General features: G+C 65.8%; 11 protein-coding genes. 6 read left to right on the top strand and 5 right to left on the bottom strand.

Going from position 1 to position 18,611, the window contains the following annotated elements:
- Window positions 1-219: 219 nt before the first annotated feature.
- The 3 genes from thrS (at window position 220) to N539_RS15955 (ending at window position 6,016) form a co-directional block, all read left to right on the top strand.
- Window positions 220-2,232: a threonine--tRNA ligase gene (thrS, locus tag N539_RS0107470; protein WP_028969773.1), complete on the top strand. Its 2,013-nt coding sequence runs from the start codon at window positions 220-222 to the stop codon at window positions 2,230-2,232.
- A 143-nt stretch (window positions 2,233-2,375) separates the two neighbouring features.
- Window positions 2,376-2,897 carry a translation initiation factor IF-3 gene (gene infC / locus N539_RS0107465; RefSeq protein ID WP_028969772.1) on the top strand — a complete coding sequence of 174 codons (522 nt, stop codon included), beginning with the start codon at window positions 2,376-2,378 and terminating at the stop codon, window positions 2,895-2,897.
- Between the two features lie 140 nt (window positions 2,898-3,037).
- Window positions 3,038-6,016 carry a TonB-dependent receptor gene (locus N539_RS15955; RefSeq protein WP_231462950.1) on the top strand — a complete coding sequence of 993 codons (2,979 nt, stop codon included), beginning with the start codon at window positions 3,038-3,040 and terminating at the stop codon, window positions 6,014-6,016.
- Between the two features lie 6 nt (window positions 6,017-6,022).
- Here the strand turns inward: N539_RS15955 and N539_RS0107455 are convergent, their stop codons facing one another.
- A complete protein-coding gene (locus tag N539_RS0107455; RefSeq protein WP_028969771.1) occupies window positions 6,023-8,758 on the bottom strand; it encodes a [protein-PII] uridylyltransferase in 2,736 nt (911 codons plus the stop codon).
- 89 nt (window positions 8,759-8,847) lie between these two features.
- On the opposite strand from N539_RS0107455, the gene N539_RS0107450 reads away from it, so the two are divergent.
- Window positions 8,848-10,011, top strand: a complete 1,164-nt coding sequence (locus N539_RS0107450; RefSeq protein ID WP_051531613.1) for an aspartyl/asparaginyl beta-hydroxylase domain-containing protein — start codon at window positions 8,848-8,850, stop codon at window positions 10,009-10,011.
- On the opposite strand, the gene mutS is transcribed toward N539_RS0107450, so the two are convergent.
- The gene (mutS, locus tag N539_RS0107445) at window positions 9,987-12,593 is read right to left on the bottom strand and encodes a DNA mismatch repair protein MutS (RefSeq protein ID WP_028969769.1); all 2,607 of its coding nucleotides are present in this window, start codon (window positions 12,591-12,593) and stop codon (window positions 9,987-9,989) included. The genes N539_RS0107450 and mutS overlap by 25 nt on opposite strands.
- An 89-nt stretch (window positions 12,594-12,682) precedes the next feature.
- On the opposite strand from mutS, the gene N539_RS0107440 reads away from it, so the two are divergent.
- Window positions 12,683-14,971 (top strand): NADP-dependent malic enzyme, encoded by a 2,289-nt coding sequence (locus N539_RS0107440; protein ID WP_028969768.1) that lies wholly within the window; start codon window positions 12,683-12,685, stop codon window positions 14,969-14,971.
- Between the two features lie 33 nt (window positions 14,972-15,004).
- Here N539_RS0107440 and N539_RS0107435 read toward each other — a convergent pair whose 3' ends face one another.
- Together N539_RS0107435 and N539_RS0107430 are read right to left on the bottom strand one after the other, a co-directional pair.
- Complete coding sequence (locus N539_RS0107435) at window positions 15,005-17,095, bottom strand: RelA/SpoT family protein (protein WP_028969767.1); 2,091 nt, start codon at window positions 17,093-17,095, stop codon at window positions 15,005-15,007.
- Between the two features lie 93 nt (window positions 17,096-17,188).
- Window positions 17,189-17,509: a CC_3452 family protein gene (locus N539_RS0107430; RefSeq protein ID WP_028969766.1), complete on the bottom strand. Its 321-nt coding sequence runs from the start codon at window positions 17,507-17,509 to the stop codon at window positions 17,189-17,191.
- A gap of 119 nt (window positions 17,510-17,628) precedes the next feature.
- Between N539_RS0107430 and N539_RS0107425 the strand changes: the two genes are divergently transcribed.
- Window positions 17,629-18,129 carry a winged helix-turn-helix transcriptional regulator gene (locus N539_RS0107425; RefSeq protein ID WP_051531612.1) on the top strand — a complete coding sequence of 167 codons (501 nt, stop codon included), beginning with the start codon at window positions 17,629-17,631 and terminating at the stop codon, window positions 18,127-18,129.
- Between the two features lie 3 nt (window positions 18,130-18,132).
- Here N539_RS0107425 and N539_RS0107420 read toward each other — a convergent pair whose 3' ends face one another.
- Window positions 18,133-18,582 carry a hypothetical protein gene (locus N539_RS0107420; RefSeq protein WP_028969764.1) on the bottom strand — a complete coding sequence of 150 codons (450 nt, stop codon included), beginning with the start codon at window positions 18,580-18,582 and terminating at the stop codon, window positions 18,133-18,135.
- Window positions 18,583-18,611: the final 29 nt, after the last annotated feature.

The raw sequence follows: 18,611 nt of genomic DNA, 5'->3' as shown, positions 1-18,611 counted from the left end.
TTGCCATTAAGAAAGCGTGTTGGGGAGCCTCAGCCTGATGGTGGCGCAGGGGCGCGATCGGCCTGCAGCCGCACCGGCGCCGCGACATCGACGCCTTGATCCAGTCCGCCAGGACCGCGGAGCAGAACGCGTTCTTCGTCGATCAGACGCCAAGGAACCCCAGGCGGCATCATGCGCGCAGTTGAGGCGCTGCCCCGCCGTCGCTACATGCCCGGCCTAATGACCAAGATGTTCAAGATTGCGCTTCCCGACGGCTCGGTCCGGGAAATGCCTGAAGGCTCGACGCCGGCCGATGTCGCGGCGGCGATCGGGCCGGGGCTGGTCAAGGCGGCGCTCGCGGCCAAGGTCGACGGCGAGGTGCGCGACATCATGCGGCCGTTCGAAGGCGATGCGACCCTGGCGCTGATCACCTCGCGCGACGAGGCCGACGCGCTCGAGCTGGTGCGTCACGACTTCGCTCACATCCTCGCGGAGGCGGTGCAGAAGCTTTATCCCGGGACGCAGATCACCTTCGGCCCAGCGACCGACGACGGTTTCTATTACGACTTCGCGCCGACTGCGGAGCACGGACCCTTCACCGAAGAGGAGCTGCCGGCGATCGAGGAGGAGATGCGGCGGATCATCGCTACCGACGTGCCGCTGATCCGCGAAGTGTGGCAGCGCGAGGACGTACGCGCCCTGTTCGAGAAGCAAGGCGAGGCGTTCAAGGCCGAGTGGGTGATGGAGCTGCCCGATGGCGAGCCGATAACTATGTATCGCTCCGGCGACCGCGCGGATGCGTGGATCGACCTGTGCCGCGGGCCGCACCTTGCCTCGACCGGCAAGCTCGACCCGCAATCGTTCAAGCTGACCCGCGTGTCCGGCGCCTATTGGCGGGGCGATCCCAAAAACCCGATGCTGTCGCGGATCTACGGCACCGCCTGGCTCAACAAGAAGCAGCTGGACGCCTACCTCGTGCGGCTCGAAGAGGCGGCCAAGCGCGACCACCGCAAGATCGGTCAGGAGATGGACCTGTTCCACCTCCAGGCGGAAGCGCACGGCAGCGTCTTCTGGCACCCCAACGGCTACGTCATCTGGCGCCAGCTCGAGGCCTACATCCGCCGCAAGCTCGACGCCGCCGGCTATCAGGAGATCAAGACCCCGCAGCTCATGGACGCGCGGCTGTGGGAGCAGTCGGGCCACTGGGGCAAGTATCGCGAGAACATGTTCGTGGTGCCCGACGAAATCCCGAGCACCGAAGAACAAGGGCCGGTGATCTCGGGCGACGCGCAGTGGATGGCCTTGAAGCCGATGAACTGCCCGGCCCACGTCCAGGTCTTCAAGCAGGGCATCACCAGTTACCGCGACCTGCCGCTGCGGCTCGCCGAGTTCGGTTGTTGCCACCGCAACGAGCCGCACGGCGCCCTCCACGGCATCCTCCGCGTGCGCCAGTTCACCCAGGACGACGCCCACATCTTCTGCCGCGAGGACCAGCTAGTCGAGGAAGTGCGCCAATTCTGCGATCTGCTCGACGAGATGTACCGCGAGCTCGGCTTCGACAGCTACGCGATCAAGCTCGCGCTTCGGCCCGATCAGCGCTTCGGCTCCGACGAAATGTGGGACTGGTCCGAGCAGAGCCTGCGCGACGCGGTGGCGGCGACCGGCCGCAACACTGAGGAGTTCGGCTGGGAAGAGCTGCCGGGCGAGGGGGCCTTCTACGCGCCCAAGCTCGAGTTCCACCTGACCGACGCGATCGGCCGGACGTGGCAGGTCGGCACGATGCAGACCGACACCGTGCTGCCCGAGCGGCTCGACGCGAGCTACGTTGGCGAGGACGGCCAGAAGCACCGCCCGGTGATGCTCCACCGCGCGATCATCGGCACGTTCGAACGGTTCATCGGCATCCTGATCGAGCATTATGCGGGCAGGTTCCCGCTGTGGCTGGCGCCGGTGCAGGCAGTGGTCGCGACGATCGTGTCGGACGCTGACGATTATGCCGCCGAGGTACTCGGCAAGCTGCGCGCCGCGGGCATTCGCGCCGAGGCGGACCTCCGCAACGAGAAGATCAACTACAAGGTGCGCGAACACAGCCTCGCCAAGGTTCCGCTGCTGTTCGTCGTCGGCAAGCGCGAGGCGGATGAGCGCAGCGTCGCCCTGCGCCGTCTCGGCAGCGACGAGCATCAGAAAATGATGAGCCTCGACGAAGCGGTCGAAATGATCCGAGCGGAGGCAGTTCCGCCGGACCTTCGCTGACGCCACGCCGCCACAGCTTGCGGCAAAAATCACACCAATCCGCCCGCCCAACCTTTTCATCGGGCGGTTAAGCGCCTAACTCGCACGCTTCGAGCAATCACAACGGAGTCTTCGCTATACCACCGCCCTATCCGCGCCGAGGAATGGCGCCCCCGCCGCCGATGAGTGGCCCCCGCTACAACGAGTTCATCCAGTCACAGAAGGTGCGGGTGATCGATGAAAACGGCGAAAACCTGGGCGTGATGTATACGCGCGAAGCCTTCGAACAAGCGCAGGGAGTCGGGCTCGACCTGGTCGAAATTTCTCCCAACTCGGACCCTCCCGTCGCCAAGTTCCTCGACATCGGACGTTACAAATACGAGGCGCAGAAGAAGGCCAACGAGCAGCGCAAGAAGCAGAAGACGCAGGAGATCAAGGAGATCAAGATGCGTCCGAACATCGACGACCACGACTATGACACCAAGATGAAGAAGGTGTTCGAGTTCCTCGAGGAGGGGGACAAGGTCAAGGTCACGATGCGCTTCCGCGGCCGCGAAATGGCGCATGGGGAGCTTGGCATGGCGGTGCTGCGCCGGGTCCAGGAACAGACCGCCGAGATGGCCAAGGTCGAGGCGCACCCGCGCATGGAAGGCCGCCAGATGCTGATGGTGCTCTCGCCCAAATAGCCGCGGATTCGTTTCGCTCCTGTTGCAATTGTGCTTCAGAGCGGCGCCATTTGCGTTGCGCTGACGTCGCGCTTGCTTCCTTTCGCAGTTGATCAGGATTAGCTTTCCCCTTGGGCCGTGCCCAACAGGGGAGAGAAAACATGATCCGCAAGTCCGCGTGGCTGCTGTCGGCAGCTATGGTTGTGGCCGCAACGCCGGCATTCGCGCAGACCTCGCAGTCCGCTACAGATACCGACAAGCAGGCGGCGCAGCCGACGCCTGGCGCTGCCGAAGGGGCGGCAACCCAGGACCAGGCGCGGGAAGCCCAGCCGGTCGACACCAGCGACATCGTGATCACCGCGACTCGCCGCAACCAGGCATTGTCGGACGTGCCGCTCGCCGTCAGCGCTGTGACCGCGCAGCAACTCGAATATTCGGGCGCGACCGATATCCGGCAGCTGAACCAGCTGTCCCCGTCCCTGCTCGTATCATCGACCACGTCGGAAGCCGGCGCGGCGGTCGCGCGCATCCGCGGCATCGGCACGGTCGGCGACAATCCGGGTCTCGAAAGCTCGGTTGGCCTGTTCATTGACGGCGTGTACCGCTCGCGCACCGGGGTCGGCTTCACCGAGCTGGGACCCCTCGATCGAATCGAAGTACTGCGCGGCCCGCAGGGTACCTTGTTCGGCCGCAACACTTCGGCCGGCCTCATATCCGTGATCACCGCGAAGCCTCGCTTCACCCCCGAAGCGAGCGGCCAGGCGGACATCGGCAATTTCGGCATGCGCCGCCTCGAAGGCAGCATTACGGGTCCTCTCGGCGACAGCGTCGCAGCCCGGCTGGATGCGGTTTGGTCCAAGCGCGACGGCTTCCTCAAGGATGACGTTTCGGGCCGGCGGGTGAATGAGCGCAACCGTTGGATGGTGCGCGGACAGGCGCTGTTCCAGCCGAGCGACGATTTCTCGTTCCGCCTGATCGGCGACTATTCGCACCGCAATGAGGAATGCTGCGCGGCCGTCTATCTGCCGGCGCGGGATTTCACTGCCGCCGGTCCGCAACCTTCGACCGTCGCCGCATTTGCCCGTGCACTCGGCGGGATCATCAACGATGATCCGTATCACCGCCATGTCGCGATCACGCCGGGCCGCAACTACAATAACCGGGTCAACGATTACGGGATTTCCGGCGAGGCTGTTTACGACATGGGGTGGGCCGAGCTGACCTCCATCACGGCCTATCGTTACAACCGCCTGATCCGCGGCCAGGACGCCGACTTCAACAATCTCGACATCCTCTACCGCGACGATGACGGCGGATACTCCAACCGGTTCAAGACCTTCACCCAGGAACTGCGCCTCCAAGGCAATTCGTGGGGCAACCGGCTCGATTGGCTGGTCGGCGGCTATTACGCCAATGAGAAGCTGAGGGTCCGCGACAACGTCACCTACGGCGCGGATTTTCCGAGATGGGCGAACTGCCTGACCGCGCTTAATTTCGCTGGCTTGACGGGCACTCCATCCTTGGCAAACCCCGCGAGTCCGACGTGCTTCAACCCGGCCGTCGCAGGCGCGCTCCTGCCCCACGTCGGTTCGAACGCGACGGCGCTGGCGGCCTTTGCCCGGCTCGATCTGACCGCCCTGGGCGGTCCGAACTTTGCCGCCCCGCCATTTACCAACAGCGGCTATTCGAACATCGCGACGATCTCCGGATTCCCGGGCCTGTCGCTCGCCGGTGTCGCCGCCAACGACCAGTGGAACCAGACCAGCAACAACTGGGCGCTGTTCACGCACAACATCTTCTCGATCACCGATCAGCTGAAGCTGACCGTCGGCGCGCGCTACACGCACGAGAAGAAAACTCTCGCCGGGGCGCTCGCCGACAACAACACGCTGTGCACCTTCTATTCCTCGAGCCCCGCGCTCGCCGCCTTGCGGCAAATTCCGTGCGTGTTCGTGCCGAGCGTGCCCGGCGGAAGCTTCCATGAATCGGACAGCATAAAGGAAGGCAAAATCTCGGGCACCGCGGTGCTGAGCTACAAGCCGACCGATCGGCTTTTGACCTATGCGAGCTATTCGCGCGGATACAAGGCCGGCGGGTTTAACCTGGACCGCGCGGCGCTGTTGCGCGTCGGCGGCAATGGAGCGGTCCTCCCGCAAACCAATTTTGACGCGTTGAAGTTCAAGCCCGAGACCGTCGACGCCTTCGAGCTCGGCGCGAAGTTCAACGGGCCCGGGATCGACGTCAACGTCGCCCTGTTCCGCGAGATGTTCAAGGACTTCCAGTTGAACACCTTCAACGGATTGAATTTCGTCGTCGCCAACATCAACAGCTGCAGCGACAGCCTGAACGGCGGCGATACCGACAACGACGATGCGAACGACGCGTGCACCGGCAAGACGCGGCCAGGCGTCCGCAGCCAGGGCTTCGAGCTTGAGGTTTTCGCCCGGCCGATGCGCGATCTCGCCGTGAATGGTGGCGTCACTATGGCCGACACCAAATATCGCCATGACCTCGTGGGAGCGAACGGGATCGCGCTGACCAGCGCTTTGTTCCAGTTGCCCGGACGGCAGGTGTCCAACGCGCCCAAGTGGACACTGACGAGCTCGCTCGCCTGGACCCCGCTGCTCGGTGGGTCGGGCATCCGCGGGCTCCTCTACGCCGACGTGCGCTACACCAGCAAATATAACACCGGCTCGGACCTCGACATCGAGAAGACCCAGAAAGGCTACGCAACCGTCAACGCCCGCGTCGGCGTTCACGGGGACGATGATCGCTGGGGGATCGAGCTGTGGGCGCAAAACCTGTTCGACAAGAATTTCGAACAGGTCGCGTTCGACGCGCCGCTGCAGAGCGTTCCGTCGGGAACCACGCAGCGCGGCGTCGAGTCCGGCTTCTACCCGCGCGCAACCCAGCTTTACGGCGCGTTCCTCGGCGAACCGCGGACGTTCGGCGTGACGGCGCGATTCAAATGGAGCCCGGCCGTGCGCGTCGCTCCGCCGCCGCCGCCTCCACCCCTGCCACCGCCGCCGGCGACGCAGACCTGCCCCGACGGATCGATCATCGTGGCCGATGCGGCGTGCCCGGCGCCGCCGCCACCGCCGCCGCCGCCACCTCCGGTGGAGAGGGGTGAGCGTGGCTAAGGCGCGTCAGGCCGCTTGAGCGCGCTCCGGCTCGGTCGCGGCGCGCAACAGGACCGATCGTAAAGCTTCGGCGTCCGCGTCGGTGAGCTTTCGCCCGTCGGCGCGGGTCAGATAGAAAACGTCGACCGCGCGCTCGCCGTAGGTGGCGATATGAGCCGAGTGCAGCTGGTGCCCTTGCGAATGAATTGCCGCCGCCAGGCTGGCCAGCAAGGCCGGCCGGTCGCGCGCATTCACTTCGACGACGGTGGTTCGGGTCGACGCCCGGTCGGCGATCGCAACCGAGGGTGCGACCTCGAAAGCGCTGGTCCTGGGCGCGCTTGCGGCGGATGAGGGAAGGGGAGGCGCATCGGTCTTCAGCAGCGCCGCTTCGACCGCTTTGGCCAGCCGGTTGCGCAAGCGCCGGTCGAGATAAGCGCTGCCCCGGCCGTCAAGCACCAGAAGGTTGTCGAGCGCCTGGCCATCGCGGGTGGTATGGACTCGGGCGTCGATGATATTGGCGCCGGCTTCGGCGAGGCCCGCGCAAACGCGGTAGAACAGGCCTTCGCGGTCCGGGGTAAAGACGCTGACGCGCGTGGCGCCGCTTTGCGCGTCGTTCTCAACCGACACGCTCGGCCGCCGCTCGCCGATCCGCGCCTCGGCGAGCGCAACTTGCCGGGCGTTGGCGACCTGCCATGGCAGGGGCTCGGCGAGCCAGTAGCTGTCGGGCAGACGGCGGGTGTGCGCACGAATGGCGGTGGCCTTCCAGCCAAGCTCGGCCGCGAGCTCCTTCTGGCGCGCCTCGACCAGCTCGGCGCGGCCATGCTGCTTATGGCCCAGCCGCAGCCGTTCCTCGGCGGCCTCGAACAGGGTAGTCAGAAGCATCCGCTTCCAGTCGTTCCACACGCCCGGTCCGACCGCGCGGATGTCGACGACGGTCAGGATCAGCAGCAACCGCAATCGCTCCGGGCTTTGCACCTGGCGAACGAAGTCCTCGATCGTCTTGGGGTCGGCGAGGTCGCGCTTGAACGCCGTCGATGACAGCAGGAGATGGTAGCGGACCAGCCACGACACGGTTTCGGTTTCGGCGGGGTCGAGGCCGAACCGCGGGGCGAGCCTGAGCGCGATCTCGGCGCCGATGACACTGTGGTCGCCGCCGCGGCCCTTGGCGATGTCGTGAAGCAGCACCGCGACATAAAGCACGCGGCGGGAGGCGATCTGCTTGATGATCGCGGTCGAGAGCGGGTGATCCTGTTTCAGCTCACCGCGCTCGATCGCCGCGAGCAAGCCGATCGCCCTGATCGAATGCTCGTCGACAGTGTAGTGGTGATACATGTCGAACTGCATCTGCGCGACGACCCGCCCGAAGTCGGGAACGAACCGCCCGAACACCCCCGCTTCATTCATCCAGCGAAGGACGTGGTCGGGATGGTGCACATTAGTCAGCACCTCCATGAACAATGAATTGGCTCGAACGTCGTCGCGGATGTTCCTGCCGATCAGTCCGCAATCGCGCGCTGCAGCACGCATCGCGGTGGGATGAATCTCGAGCTGCTCGGCGGCGGCAAGGGCGAAGATTTCGAGCAGGCGGATCGGATCGGACTGAAGGAAGTCGTCGGACGGGATCGAGATGCGCCCGCGGTCGAGCACGAAGCCACCGAGCCGTTTGGGCCGGCGGCGAAGCGTAGGCAGCGCGAAGCGGAAGCCCTTGTTGCCGAGTTGCTCGTCGAGCTGCGCGAGGAACACGCCGGTGAGGTCGCCGACGGCCTTCGCGTTCAGGAAATAGAATTGCATAAAGCGCTCGACGGCGGATTTTCCCGGGCGGTCGGCGTAATTCATGATCTGTGCGATGCGCGGCTGATATTCGAAGCTCAGCCGTTCCTCGGCGCGCCCGGCGAGCAAGTGCAGGTGGCAACGGACTGACCAGAAGAAGCGCTCGGCGCGGTCGAAGCGCCTGAACTCGGCGGCGGTCAGCAAACCGGCTCCTACCAGGTCCGACGGGCGCTCCACGCCGTGAACATATTTGCCGATCCAATAGAGCGTATGGAGGTCGCGCAAACCGCCCTTGCCGTCCTTCACGTTGGGTTCGACGACGTAGCGGCTGTCGCCCATCCGAAGATGCCGCTGGTCCCGCTCGGTGAGCTTGGCGCCGACGAATTCGGCGGCGGTCCCGGCCACGACCTCCTTGCGGAAGCGTCGCATCGCGAGATCGAACAGCGCGCTGTCGCCCCACAGCCAGCGCGCTTCGAGCAAGGCGGTCCGCACGGTCATGTCCTTCTTCGCGAGCGCGATCAGTTGGTTGGTCGAACGAATCGAATGACCGACCTTGATCTTGAGGTCCCACAGCAGGTGAAGGATGGCTTCGGCGGCTTGCTCCTCGCTGGGCCCGGGCGCCTTGGCGGTGAGAACCATCAGGTCGAGGTCGCTCCCCGGGGCCATCTCGCCGCGCCCGGTGCCGCCAAGCCCCACCAAGGCGATTCCGGTGACGGGCCCTTCGAGCACCTCACCGACGAAATCGAACACGAGGCGAACCATCTGGTCGTGCAGGAAGGCGGTCGCTTGTGCTGCGGCACGGCCCTCGCCCGGCTGCGCGGCGAGCCGTCGGGCGATTTCCTTGCGTCCCTCGGCAAGGGCCGAGCGAAGGATCTCGGTCGCCTCGCGATTGTGGTTCCTGCCCGCGCGAAGCTGCTGGATGCGGTCCGCGATCAGCCGGCGGTCGATGATCGCACGCTGGTCGTTGAGAGATCCGGGGCGGCCGCTCGGCATAAGATCCTAATGGCATGGGAGGGCCGCGCTCCCCAAGCGCATAGTTGGCCCGCGTTGGCGGCCCAATTGACTGTCGTTATACCGCCACCATGCAGATGCAGAGAACGGGCCTCGAAGCCGAAGCGGGACGCGGCATCTCCGCGCTGCAGAACGGCGATTTCACGACCGCCCGCGACGCGTTCGATGCCGTGACCCGATCGGGCACCGGCTCGGCACAGGCCTGGCTGTTCCTGGCCCAGGCCTGCGACGGGCTCGACGATCGCACGGCGGCGCTGGCGGCGCTCGACCAGGTCCTGAGGATAGATAAGGTCAACACATTCGCGCTCCTGATGAAAGGCGACATTTACGCGCGCGGCAGAGACGATCGGGCCGCGGTGTCCTTCTATCGCATGGGATTGCGCGCGGCCGCCGCGATCCAGGGCTCTCCAGGCGATCTTGCCGAACGAGTTGCCCGGGCGGAAAAGGTCGTCGCTGAAGCGGAGCAACGCTTTCAGGCGAAGCTGCAACGAACGCTCACCGAGCGTGGGTTCGACGCAGTTCCGCCCCGGTTCGCCGAAGCGCTCGGCATCGCCTCCGGCGAGCAGCCGGTCTACTTGCAGCAGCCAACCAGCTTCTACTTTCCGGGGCTGCCGCAGCGCGCCTGGTACGATGGCGCCGCATTTCCTTGGGTCGCTGAGCTGGAGGCTGCGGTGCCGGACATGCGCGCCGAGGTTGAAGCCGTGCTTGCCGATGAACGTGGGCTCGAACCCTATGTGCGGGAGCATAGCGAACGCGCGTCGCGGGGACACAGCCTGCTCAACGATGCGAGTTGGAGCGCATTCCATTTGTGGAAGGAGGGTGAACGGGTCGAGGAGAACGCCGCCCGCGTGCCGCTGATCATGCGCCTGCTCGAGCTTCCGCCGGTTCCGCGGATCGCTGGCCGCTCGCCGATGGCGATGATCTCCATCCTCAAGTCGGGGACGCATATCCCCCCGCACACCGGCATGCTCAACACGCGGCTGATCTGCCATGTCCCGCTGGTTGTCCCCGGCGACTGCAGCCTTCGCGTCGGTGCCGAAACCCGCGAAGTCGTCGAGGGCAAGGCGATGATCTTCGACGACAGCTTCGAGCATGAGGCGTGGAATAATGGTCCGTCGGCGCGCGCCGTGTTGCTGTTCGAAATATGGCGGCCCGAGCTCGACGAGGCGGAGCGCGCCGCCCTGACCGCGATGTACGAGGCGGTGACCGGTTACGACACGCCCGGCGACGATTGAGCCAGCCGTTTGAGCTCGTAGAGCTGCTCGAGCGCCTCGCGCGGGCTGAGTGCGTCGGGATTTAGGTCGGCAAGCGCGGCAGCTACCGGATCAGGCTGCTGCTCGGCAGGAGCGGCCGCCGCGAACAGGGGTAGATCGTCGAGGCCGGCGGCGATCCCGCCGGTCGCGTCGCGGCCTGCCTCGAGCTTGGTCAGTACCGAGCGAGCGCGCGACACCACTGCCGGCGGCAGCCCCGCGAGCTTGGCGACCGCGATGCCATAGCTGCGGTCGGCGGCGCCGTCGGCGACTTCGTGCAGCAGGACCAGGTCGCCTTTCCATTCGCGCGCGCGAACATGATGGAGCGACAGGCAGTCGAGCCGTCCGGCTAGCCGAGTTAGCTCGTGATAATGGGTCGCGAACAATGTGCGGCACTTGACGTCGTCGTGCATCGCCTCGACCACCGCCCAGGCGATCGCGAGTCCATCGTAGGTCGACGTGCCACGGCCGATCTCGTCGAGAATGACGAGGCTTTGCGGCGTCGCCTGGGCGAGGATCGCGGCGGTCTCGACCATCTCGACCATGAAGGTCGAGCGGCCGCGCGCGAGATTGTCGGAGGCGCCGACGCGGCTGAAGAGACGGTCGACGACGCCGATCTTCGCGCGGCTGGCCGGAACGAAGCTGCCCGACTGGGCAAGCACGGCGATCAGCGCGGTCTGGCGCAGGAAGGTCGACTTGCCGCCCATGTTCGGCCCGGTGATCAGCCACAGGCGATCCGCGGAACCCATCGCGAGACTGTTGGCGACAAAGCGGTCGCCGCCGTCGCGGAGCGCGCTTTCGACGACCGGATGGCGGCCGCTCTCGATCTCGAGACATGGCTCGTCGGTGAGTTGGGGCAGCACCCATCCGCCGTCTGCCGCACGCGTTGCGTGGCTTGCGGCGACGTCGATCCGGGCGAGGGCATCGGCGGTCGCCGTGATCGACGGAGCCGAGGCGAGCGCAAGGACCGTCAGCTCCTCGGCGTGGGCCGACTCGGCGGCGAGCGCATGAGCGCCGGCCTCGATCACCCGCGAAGCTTCTTCGTGGAGCTCGGGCGAATTGAAGCGGACGACGCCAGCGAGCGTCTGACGATGCGTGAAACCGCTGTCGGGCGCCATCAGCCGGTCGGCGTGCCGAGCCGAGGCTTCGACATGATAGCCAAGGACCGCATTGTGCCGGATCTTGAGCGAGGGGATCCCCGTCGCCTCGCGGTATCTGGTTTCCAGGGCGGCGATTGCCCGCCGGCCGTTCGACGCAGCATCGCGCAGGGCATCGAGCACGGCGTCATAGCCGGGCGCGATATAGCCCCCTTTCGACGAATCGATCGGCGGGGAATCGACGAGGGCAGAGCGCAGCCGATCAACTACCGCCGCATGACCGCCCAGGCGGGGTAGCAACTCGTCGAGCAGCCGCGGCCGGTCGGGCTGTGAGTCGAGCTCGGCACGAAGCGCGGCGGCCCCGCCGAGCCCGTCACGGAGCAAGGCGAGGTCGCGCGGACTTCCGCGACCGGCGGCCAAGCGCGCCAGGGCGCGGGCAAAGTCCGGCAATCCTTTGAGTGCGACCCGGACCCGCTCGCGGCGAAGCGCGTCCTCATGCAGCCAGGCGACCAGTGCGAGGCGGGCATCGATCGCCGGCTTGTCCGTGAGCGGTGCGGCAATGTCCTCGCTGAGAAGGCGTCTCCCGCCCGCCGTTTGACAGCGGTCGATCTCTCCGAGCAGGCTTCCGGCGGCACTTCCGGAGACCGAGCGCACGAGTTCGAGGCTGTCGCGGCTGGCAGCGTCGATCGCCATGTGGCTGGCGCGCGAGATTCGACGCGGCGCCTCGAGCAGAATGCCCGCGCCCTTTTGAGTCGCGTCGAGATAGGTGAGAAGGCCGCCCGCGGCGGCGAGCTCGGCCCGCGAGGGCGATCCAAGGCCGTCGAGGGTCGCGAGACCGAACCGGCTCTTGAGCGACCGCTCGCCGACGACGCTGTCAAACCCGCCTTTGCCGGGAATTGTTTCGATTCCCGGAACTGCAGAGTCCGCGATCACTTCGGCCGCCGCCAGCCGTGCGAGCTCAGCGGCAAGCTCGCCGGGCCCGCAGCTGACGAGTTCAAATCTGCCCGTAGAAATGTCGGCGGCGGCGATCGCCCAGTCGTCGCCGGCGCGGCCGACCGCCGCCAGCCAGTTGGCGGATCCCGAGTCGAGCAGGGTCTCCTCGGTCAGCGTGCCTGGCGTGACGAGACGGATGATGGCGCGCTCTACGAGCGCCTTAGAGCCGCGGGCCTTGCGCGCTTCGGCTGGGCTCTCGGTTTGCTCGGCAATGGCGACACGATGCCCGCCCTTGATCAGGCGCGCGAGGTAGGATTCGGCCGAATGGGCAGGGACGCCGCACATCGGGATCGGCTCGCCGGCGTCCGCGCCGCGCTTGGTCAGCGCGATGTCGAGGCAGGCTGCGGCGACCTTCGCGTCGTCGAAGAACAGTTCGAAAAAGTCTCCCATCCGATAGAACAGCAAAGCGTCGCCGGCTTCCTCCTTGAGGCGGCGATACTGAATCATCATCGGGGTTGGAGCATCGGCGCGAGCCATGGCCTTTGGTAGCGGGCGAAGGCCAAGCGCGCGAGCATCGATTGTCGCGCGCGTGACACTTTGCGGCGCTATCCGCTAAGGCCCGCGCCATGTCCGAAAGCAACGTCAAATACACCGAGGCCGAAGCGCTCGAATATCATTCGAAGGGCCGGCCGGGAAAGATCGAGATCATCGCCTCGAAGCCGATGGCGACGCAGCGCGACCTGGCGCTTGCTTATTCGCCCGGCGTTGCCGTTCCGGTTCTGGCAATCGCGGAGACGCCGACGCGCGCCTATGACTACACCGCCAAGGGCAACCTCGTCGCGGTGATCTCCAACGGCACCGCGATCCTCGGCCTCGGCAACCTTGGCGCATTGGCTTCCAAGCCGGTGATGGAAGGCAAGGCGGTGCTGTTCAAGCGCTTTGCCGACGTCGACGCGATCGACATCGAAGTCGCGACCGAGGATGCGCAAAGATTCATCGACGCGGTCGAGCTGCTCGAGCCGAGCTTCGGCGGGATCAACCTCGAAGACATCGCCGCCCCCGACTGCTTCGTGATCGAACAGACGCTGCGCGAGCGGATGAAGATCCCGGTCTTCCATGACGACCAGCACGGGACCGCGATCATTACCGCCGCGGGACTGATCAACGCATGCCTGCTGACCAATCGCGCGCTGGCCGACGTCAAGGTCGTCGTGAACGGGGCCGGAGCCGCGGCGATCGCGTGCACCGAGCTCGCCAAGGCGATGGGGGTGCGCGGCGACAACGTCATAATGTGCGACCGCAAGGGCGTGATCCACAAGGATCGCACTGACCTCGACCAGTGGAAGTCGGCGCATGCGGTTGAGACGGAGGCGCGGACTCTGGCCGACGCCTGTGTCGGGGCCGACGTCTTCCTCGGCCTGTCCGCGGCCAACGTCCTGTCGCCCGAGATGGTGAAATCGATGGCCGACGAACCGATCATCTTCGCCATGGCCAACCCCGACCCCGAGATTTCGCCGCCGATCGCGCGTGAAGCGCGGCCCGATGCGATCATCGCGACCGGGCGCTCGGACTATCCCAACCAGGTCAATAATGTCCTCGGCTTCCCCTTCATTTTCCGCGGCGCGCTCGACGTGCGGGCGACCGCGATCAATGAAGAGATGAAAATTGCCGCGGCCGAAGCACTGGCCGAGCTCGCCCGCGAGCCGGTACCCGAGGAAGTCGCGGCGGCCTACGGCGGGCGGTCGCAAAGCTTCGGGCGCGACTACATCATTCCGGCGCCGTTCGATCCGCGGCTGATGGAGGTCGTCGCCTCAGCGGTGGCCGAGGCCGCGATCCGGACGGGAGTCGCGCAAAAGCCGATCGACGACATGGAGGCCTATCGGCAGGAATTGCGCGCTCGGCTCAACCCGACGGTCGGGGTGATGAGCCTGGCCTATGAATCTGCGCGCACGAACCCCAAGCGCGTCCTGTTCGCGGAGGGAGAGGAGCCCAACGTGCTGCGCGCCGCAATCGCCTTCAAGGAGGGCGGCTACGGAACGCCGGTGCTGGTCGGCCGCGACGAGGTGTACAATCTTCTGAAGGAGTTAGGGGTCGAAGACCCGCAATCCTACGAGGTGCTGAACAGCCGCAACTCGCCGCTGGTCGGACGCGCGGTCGACTACATTTACGAGAAGCATCAGCGCCACGGGCTGCTGCGCCGCGAGATCGAGCGCATGGTCAACCAAGACCGCAACTTCTTCGCCGCCGCGATGCTCGCGCTAGGCGAGGCGGATGCGATGATCACCGGCACCACTCGCCCGTTCAGCCAATCGCTGAAGCAGGTGCGCACCGTGATCGATGACGAGCCGGAAGCGACCCCGTTCGGGATCAATGTCATCGTCAGTCGCAGCCACACCGTGCTGATCGCCGACACCGCCGTCACCGAGCGGCCGACGTGCGAGCAATATGCGGCGATCGCCTTGCGCTCATCGGCGTTCGCGCGGCGCATGGGGCTGGAGCCGCGCGTCGCCTTCATCAGCTACACGACCTTCGGCAACCCGCCCGGGATGCATATCGAAGAGCTGCGCGGTGCGGTCACCTTGCTCGACGGCTTCCACACCGACTTCGAGTATGAGGGCGAAATGGCGCCCGACGTGGCGCTCAACTATGAAATGCAGCAGCGGTTTTATCCGTTCAGCCGCCTGTCCGGCCCAGCCAACATCCTGGTGATGCCGGGGCTCCAGTCGGCCAGCCTGTCGACCAAGCTGCTGCGCGCGGTGAGCGGCGAGAGCGTACTCGGCCCCTATGTGCTTGGCCTCGAATATCCGGTGCAAATCGCACCGATGACGGCAAGCGCCTCGGATCTGGTGATGCTGGCCGTGCTTGCCGGCGGAGACGCGCAGGCCCGCCAGCAGCGCGAAGCTGCGCGGGTGTAGTTGCCCCTCCCAGCCTTCGGCCAGGGAGAAACGTCAGATCCGCTCGACGCTCGAAACCGGCTCGGCATCCCGAAGCGCAGCGATGATCGCGTGCAGGTGCGCGAGATCGTGTACCTCGATGTCGAGGTGAAAGGTGTGGAAGTTGCCGTCGCGGTGGACGAGCTGAAGATTGATGATGTTGGCGTGCTTCGCGCCGAGGATGCCGGACATCGTTCCAAGCGCGCCCGGAATGTCGCGAAGGATCACCGCGAGCCGCGCCGCGCCGCCGTCTGAGCCTTCGCCCCAGGCGAGGTCGAGCCAATCGGCATCGACTCCGCTGGCCAGCGTGTCGCAGCCGATGACATGCACCTCGATCTCCTCGTCTTCGCGGCGCAGCCCGACGATGCGGTCGCCGGGAATCGGATGGCAGCAGCTCGCGAGATGGTAGGCGACGCCGGGTGTCAGGCCTTTGATCGAGATGGCCTGGCGTTGACCGAGCGGACGCGGGGCGACGTCGGCGCCGGCTGAGCCGGGCATCAGCGCTTCCATCAGCGCTTCGTCGTTTACGCGCTTGCGCGCGATCGCGATCATCAGCTCGTCCTCGCCCTCGATCTTCAGCTTCTTGAGCGCGCGCTTGAGCGCGTCCTTGTCGAGTTCGGCGGGCAAGCGCGCGACGATCTCGTCATAGATCTTGCGGCCAAGCTCGACCGTTTCCTCGCGCTCCTTGTGGCGGACGAATCGGCGAACGCCGGCGCGGGCCTTGCCGGTGGTGACGAAGCGTAACCAGGAGGGCTGCGGGTGCTGCGCTTCGGATGCGAGGATTTCGACCTGGTCGCCGTTCTCGAGCATCGTCCGCAGCGGGACGACGCGGCCGTTGACCTTGGCCCCGACGGTGCGGTCGCCGAGATCGGTGTGCACGGCATAAGCGAAGTCGACCGGCGTCGCGCCCTTGGGCAGCTGGATCAGCTCGCCCTTCGGAGTGAAGGCGAAGATCCGATCCTGGTACATCGCCATCCGGGTGTGCTCGAGCAGTTCTTCCGGGCTTTCCGCATGTTCCAGAATCTCGACCAGGTCATCGACCCAGGGGACATGGATATCGGCGGCCGGCTTGCCTTCCTTGTAGGCCCAGTGCGCCGCCAGCCCGCGCTCGGCCTGGTCGTGCATCCCCCGGTCGCGGATCTGGATCTCGATCCGCATCTTGGAATCGTGGATCACCGACGTGTGCAGGGAGCGGTAGCCGTTGCGCTTGGGGGTCGAGATGTAATCCTTGAAGCGGCCGGGGACCATCGGCCAGCGGCGATGGATCAGGCCGAGTGCGCGGTAGCATTCGGTGGGGTCGGCGACGATGATCCGAAACGCCATGACGTCGGACAATTGCTCGAAGCTGATGTGCCGCTCGGCCATCTTCTTCCAGATCGAATAGGGATGCTTCTGGCGGCCGATGACCTCCGCCTCGAGGCCATTGTCGGCGAGGTAAAGCTGGAGCCCGAGGCCGATGCGACTGACGAGATCGCCGCCCTGCTCGTGCAGCTGCTTGAAGCGCCGGGTGATCGAGGCGTAGGCGTCCGGCTCGAGCTCGCGGAAGGCGAGCGTCTGCATCTCGGTCATCATCTCGTACATGCCGATACGCTCGGCCAGCGGGGCATAGATATCCATCGTCTCGCGTGCGATCCGGTGGCGCTTCTCCTCCGACGGGATATGATGGAGTGTGCGCATGTTGTGCAGGCGATCGGCGAGCTTCACCAGCAGCACGCGAATGTCGTCGCTGAGCGCCAGCAGGAACTTGCGAAGATTTTCGGCGGCGCGCTCATTCTCCGATTGCGCCTCGATCTTCGACAGCTTGGTGACCCCGTCGACCAGGCGAGCGACGTCCTTGCCGAACAGCCGTTCGATTTCCTCGGTGGTGGCCAGCGTATCCTCGATCGTGTCGTGGAGGATCGCGGTGACGATCGTCTGGTCGTCAAGCTTCAGGTCGGTGAGGATCCCGGCGACCTCGATCGGGTGGCTGAAATAGGGATCGCCGGAGGCGCGAACCTGGCTGCCATGCGCCTTCATCGAGAAGACGTAGGCGCGGTTGATCAGGCCCTCGTCCGCATCGGGGTCATAGGTCCTGATCTTCTCGACCAGCTCATATTGCCTCAGCACGGCGCTAAGATGGGGCGGGCGGGCGCTTTTGTGCAAGCGCGAAAGAAGGGTGGGGCCGCGGGGAGGGGATCGAGTCGCGGCCCCGAGGGAGGTTTATTGCTTGGCCGCGAGCTTCTGGTCGGCCGCCGCCTTGGCCGAAGCGTTGCAGCGATCGAGCTCGGCCGGAGAAAGCGCAAAGCCATTGATCACGAACGAATCGACGCGCCCGGCGCGCTTGGCTAGCGACTGGCAGAGGACGACCGGACGGCCGTTGTCGGTCGCGCCCTGGCACGCCTGGGGACCACAACTCCAGACAATGTCGCGGGCGATGAAGCGGTCGGTCGTCGGCTCGGCGAGCTTTGCCGAATAGCTCGCTGCGGCTGCCGGCGCGGCCGCCAGCACAAAAGCCGAAAGGGCGAGAGCGGAACGGAACATCGCGGTGCCTCCTGTTATAGTTGCGATTTGAAACTAAATAGCGCGTTCAGTATCATTCAGCAACTGTTTTTTGGAACCGTTGTGTGCTTTGATGAGATTCGGCAGGGGAGTAAGGTGTAATGCCGGCAGACACGCTCACGTCGGACATCGATCGCTTCAAGGAAGCCGCGCTTTCGTGTCCGATCCCGGCGGCCGTGGACCTGATCGGGGAAAAGTGGGCGTTCCTCATCCTTCGCGGGACGTTCAACGGGCTTCATCATTTCGAGGAATTCCAGGCCGGCCTCGGGATTGCCCGCAACATCCTCTCCGACCGGCTGAGCAAGATGGTCGCCGGCGGGATCCTCGAGCGCTCGCCCGATCCCGCCGACCGCCGCCGTGTCATCTATTCGCTGACCCCCAAGGGCGAAGGCCTGCTCCCGGTCGTACTCGCGATGCGGCAGTGGGGCGACGAATGGGGCTATGGCAAGATGGAGATCGTGCTCGCCGACCGGCGCGACGGCAAGCCAGTGCGCAAGATCTGCGTGCTCGCCCACGACGGCCGCGAGCTTTCGCTGCATGATCTGACGTGGGTCGACCGCGAGGGCGAGCGGATCAGCTCCTTCCGCACTGCCGCCGAATAAGCGTCATTCCAGCCCGAGGATGTGATCGCGCAGCGCGCGCGCATCGTGCAGCGCGTTATGTGGCACCTTGCTGTTGGCGGCGGTGCTGAAGCCGCTGAGCTCGACGAACCTGAAGGTGATCGGCGGCACTTCGACCATCATTCCCGGCCCGGTGACGAGCAGCGCGCTGATCAGCGCGATGTCCTCGGGCCAGTCGGCGACGATCAACGGCTCGGCGTCGCCGGCGAGGAAATGCGCGACGGTTCGCGCCGCGTCTGCCCGGCTCAGCCGCGGAGAGATCAGTGGCTCGGGAACCGTGTCGAGGTACGGCACCACGTTGCGTTCGACCCATGGCTCGAGCGCGCCGTTCCAAGCCAGCGTCAGATACAGCTCCTCGCCGTGCTCGGAGACCAGCGCCAGGCTGAGCAAATTGCCGCCCCAGCCATTATATTCGGTGTCGAGGAAGTAGCGCATGCTTCGCTATTCCCGGTCGTCGGCACCCT

Origin of the sequence: Sphingomonas sp. URHD0057 (genome assembly GCF_000620665.1) — a bacterium.
In the GTDB taxonomy this organism is placed as follows: domain Bacteria; phylum Pseudomonadota; class Alphaproteobacteria; order Sphingomonadales; family Sphingomonadaceae; genus Sphingomicrobium.
This window is presented reverse-complemented; position numbering and strand designations above follow the sequence as displayed.

Coding starts and splice junctions, on each gene's coding strand:
- thrS (WP_028969773.1), top strand. CDS start 220: ATGACCAAGATGTTCAAGATTGCGCTTCCCGACGGCTCGGTCCGGGAA.
- infC (WP_028969772.1), top strand. CDS start 2,376: ATGGCGCCCCCGCCGCCGATGAGTGGCCCCCGCTACAACGAGTTCATC.
- N539_RS15955 (WP_231462950.1), top strand. CDS start 3,038: ATGATCCGCAAGTCCGCGTGGCTGCTGTCGGCAGCTATGGTTGTGGCC.
- N539_RS0107455 (WP_028969771.1), bottom strand. CDS start 8,758: ATGCCGAGCGGCCGCCCCGGATCTCTCAACGACCAGCGTGCGATCATC.
- N539_RS0107450 (WP_051531613.1), top strand. CDS start 8,848: ATGCAGATGCAGAGAACGGGCCTCGAAGCCGAAGCGGGACGCGGCATC.
- mutS (WP_028969769.1), bottom strand. CDS start 12,593: ATGGCTCGCGCCGATGCTCCAACCCCGATGATGATTCAGTATCGCCGC.
- N539_RS0107440 (WP_028969768.1), top strand. CDS start 12,683: ATGTCCGAAAGCAACGTCAAATACACCGAGGCCGAAGCGCTCGAATAT.
- N539_RS0107430 (WP_028969766.1), bottom strand. CDS start 17,509: ATGTTCCGTTCCGCTCTCGCCCTTTCGGCTTTTGTGCTGGCGGCCGCG.
- N539_RS0107425 (WP_051531612.1), top strand. CDS start 17,629: ATGCCGGCAGACACGCTCACGTCGGACATCGATCGCTTCAAGGAAGCC.
- N539_RS0107420 (WP_028969764.1), bottom strand. CDS start 18,582: ATGCGCTACTTCCTCGACACCGAATATAATGGCTGGGGCGGCAATTTG.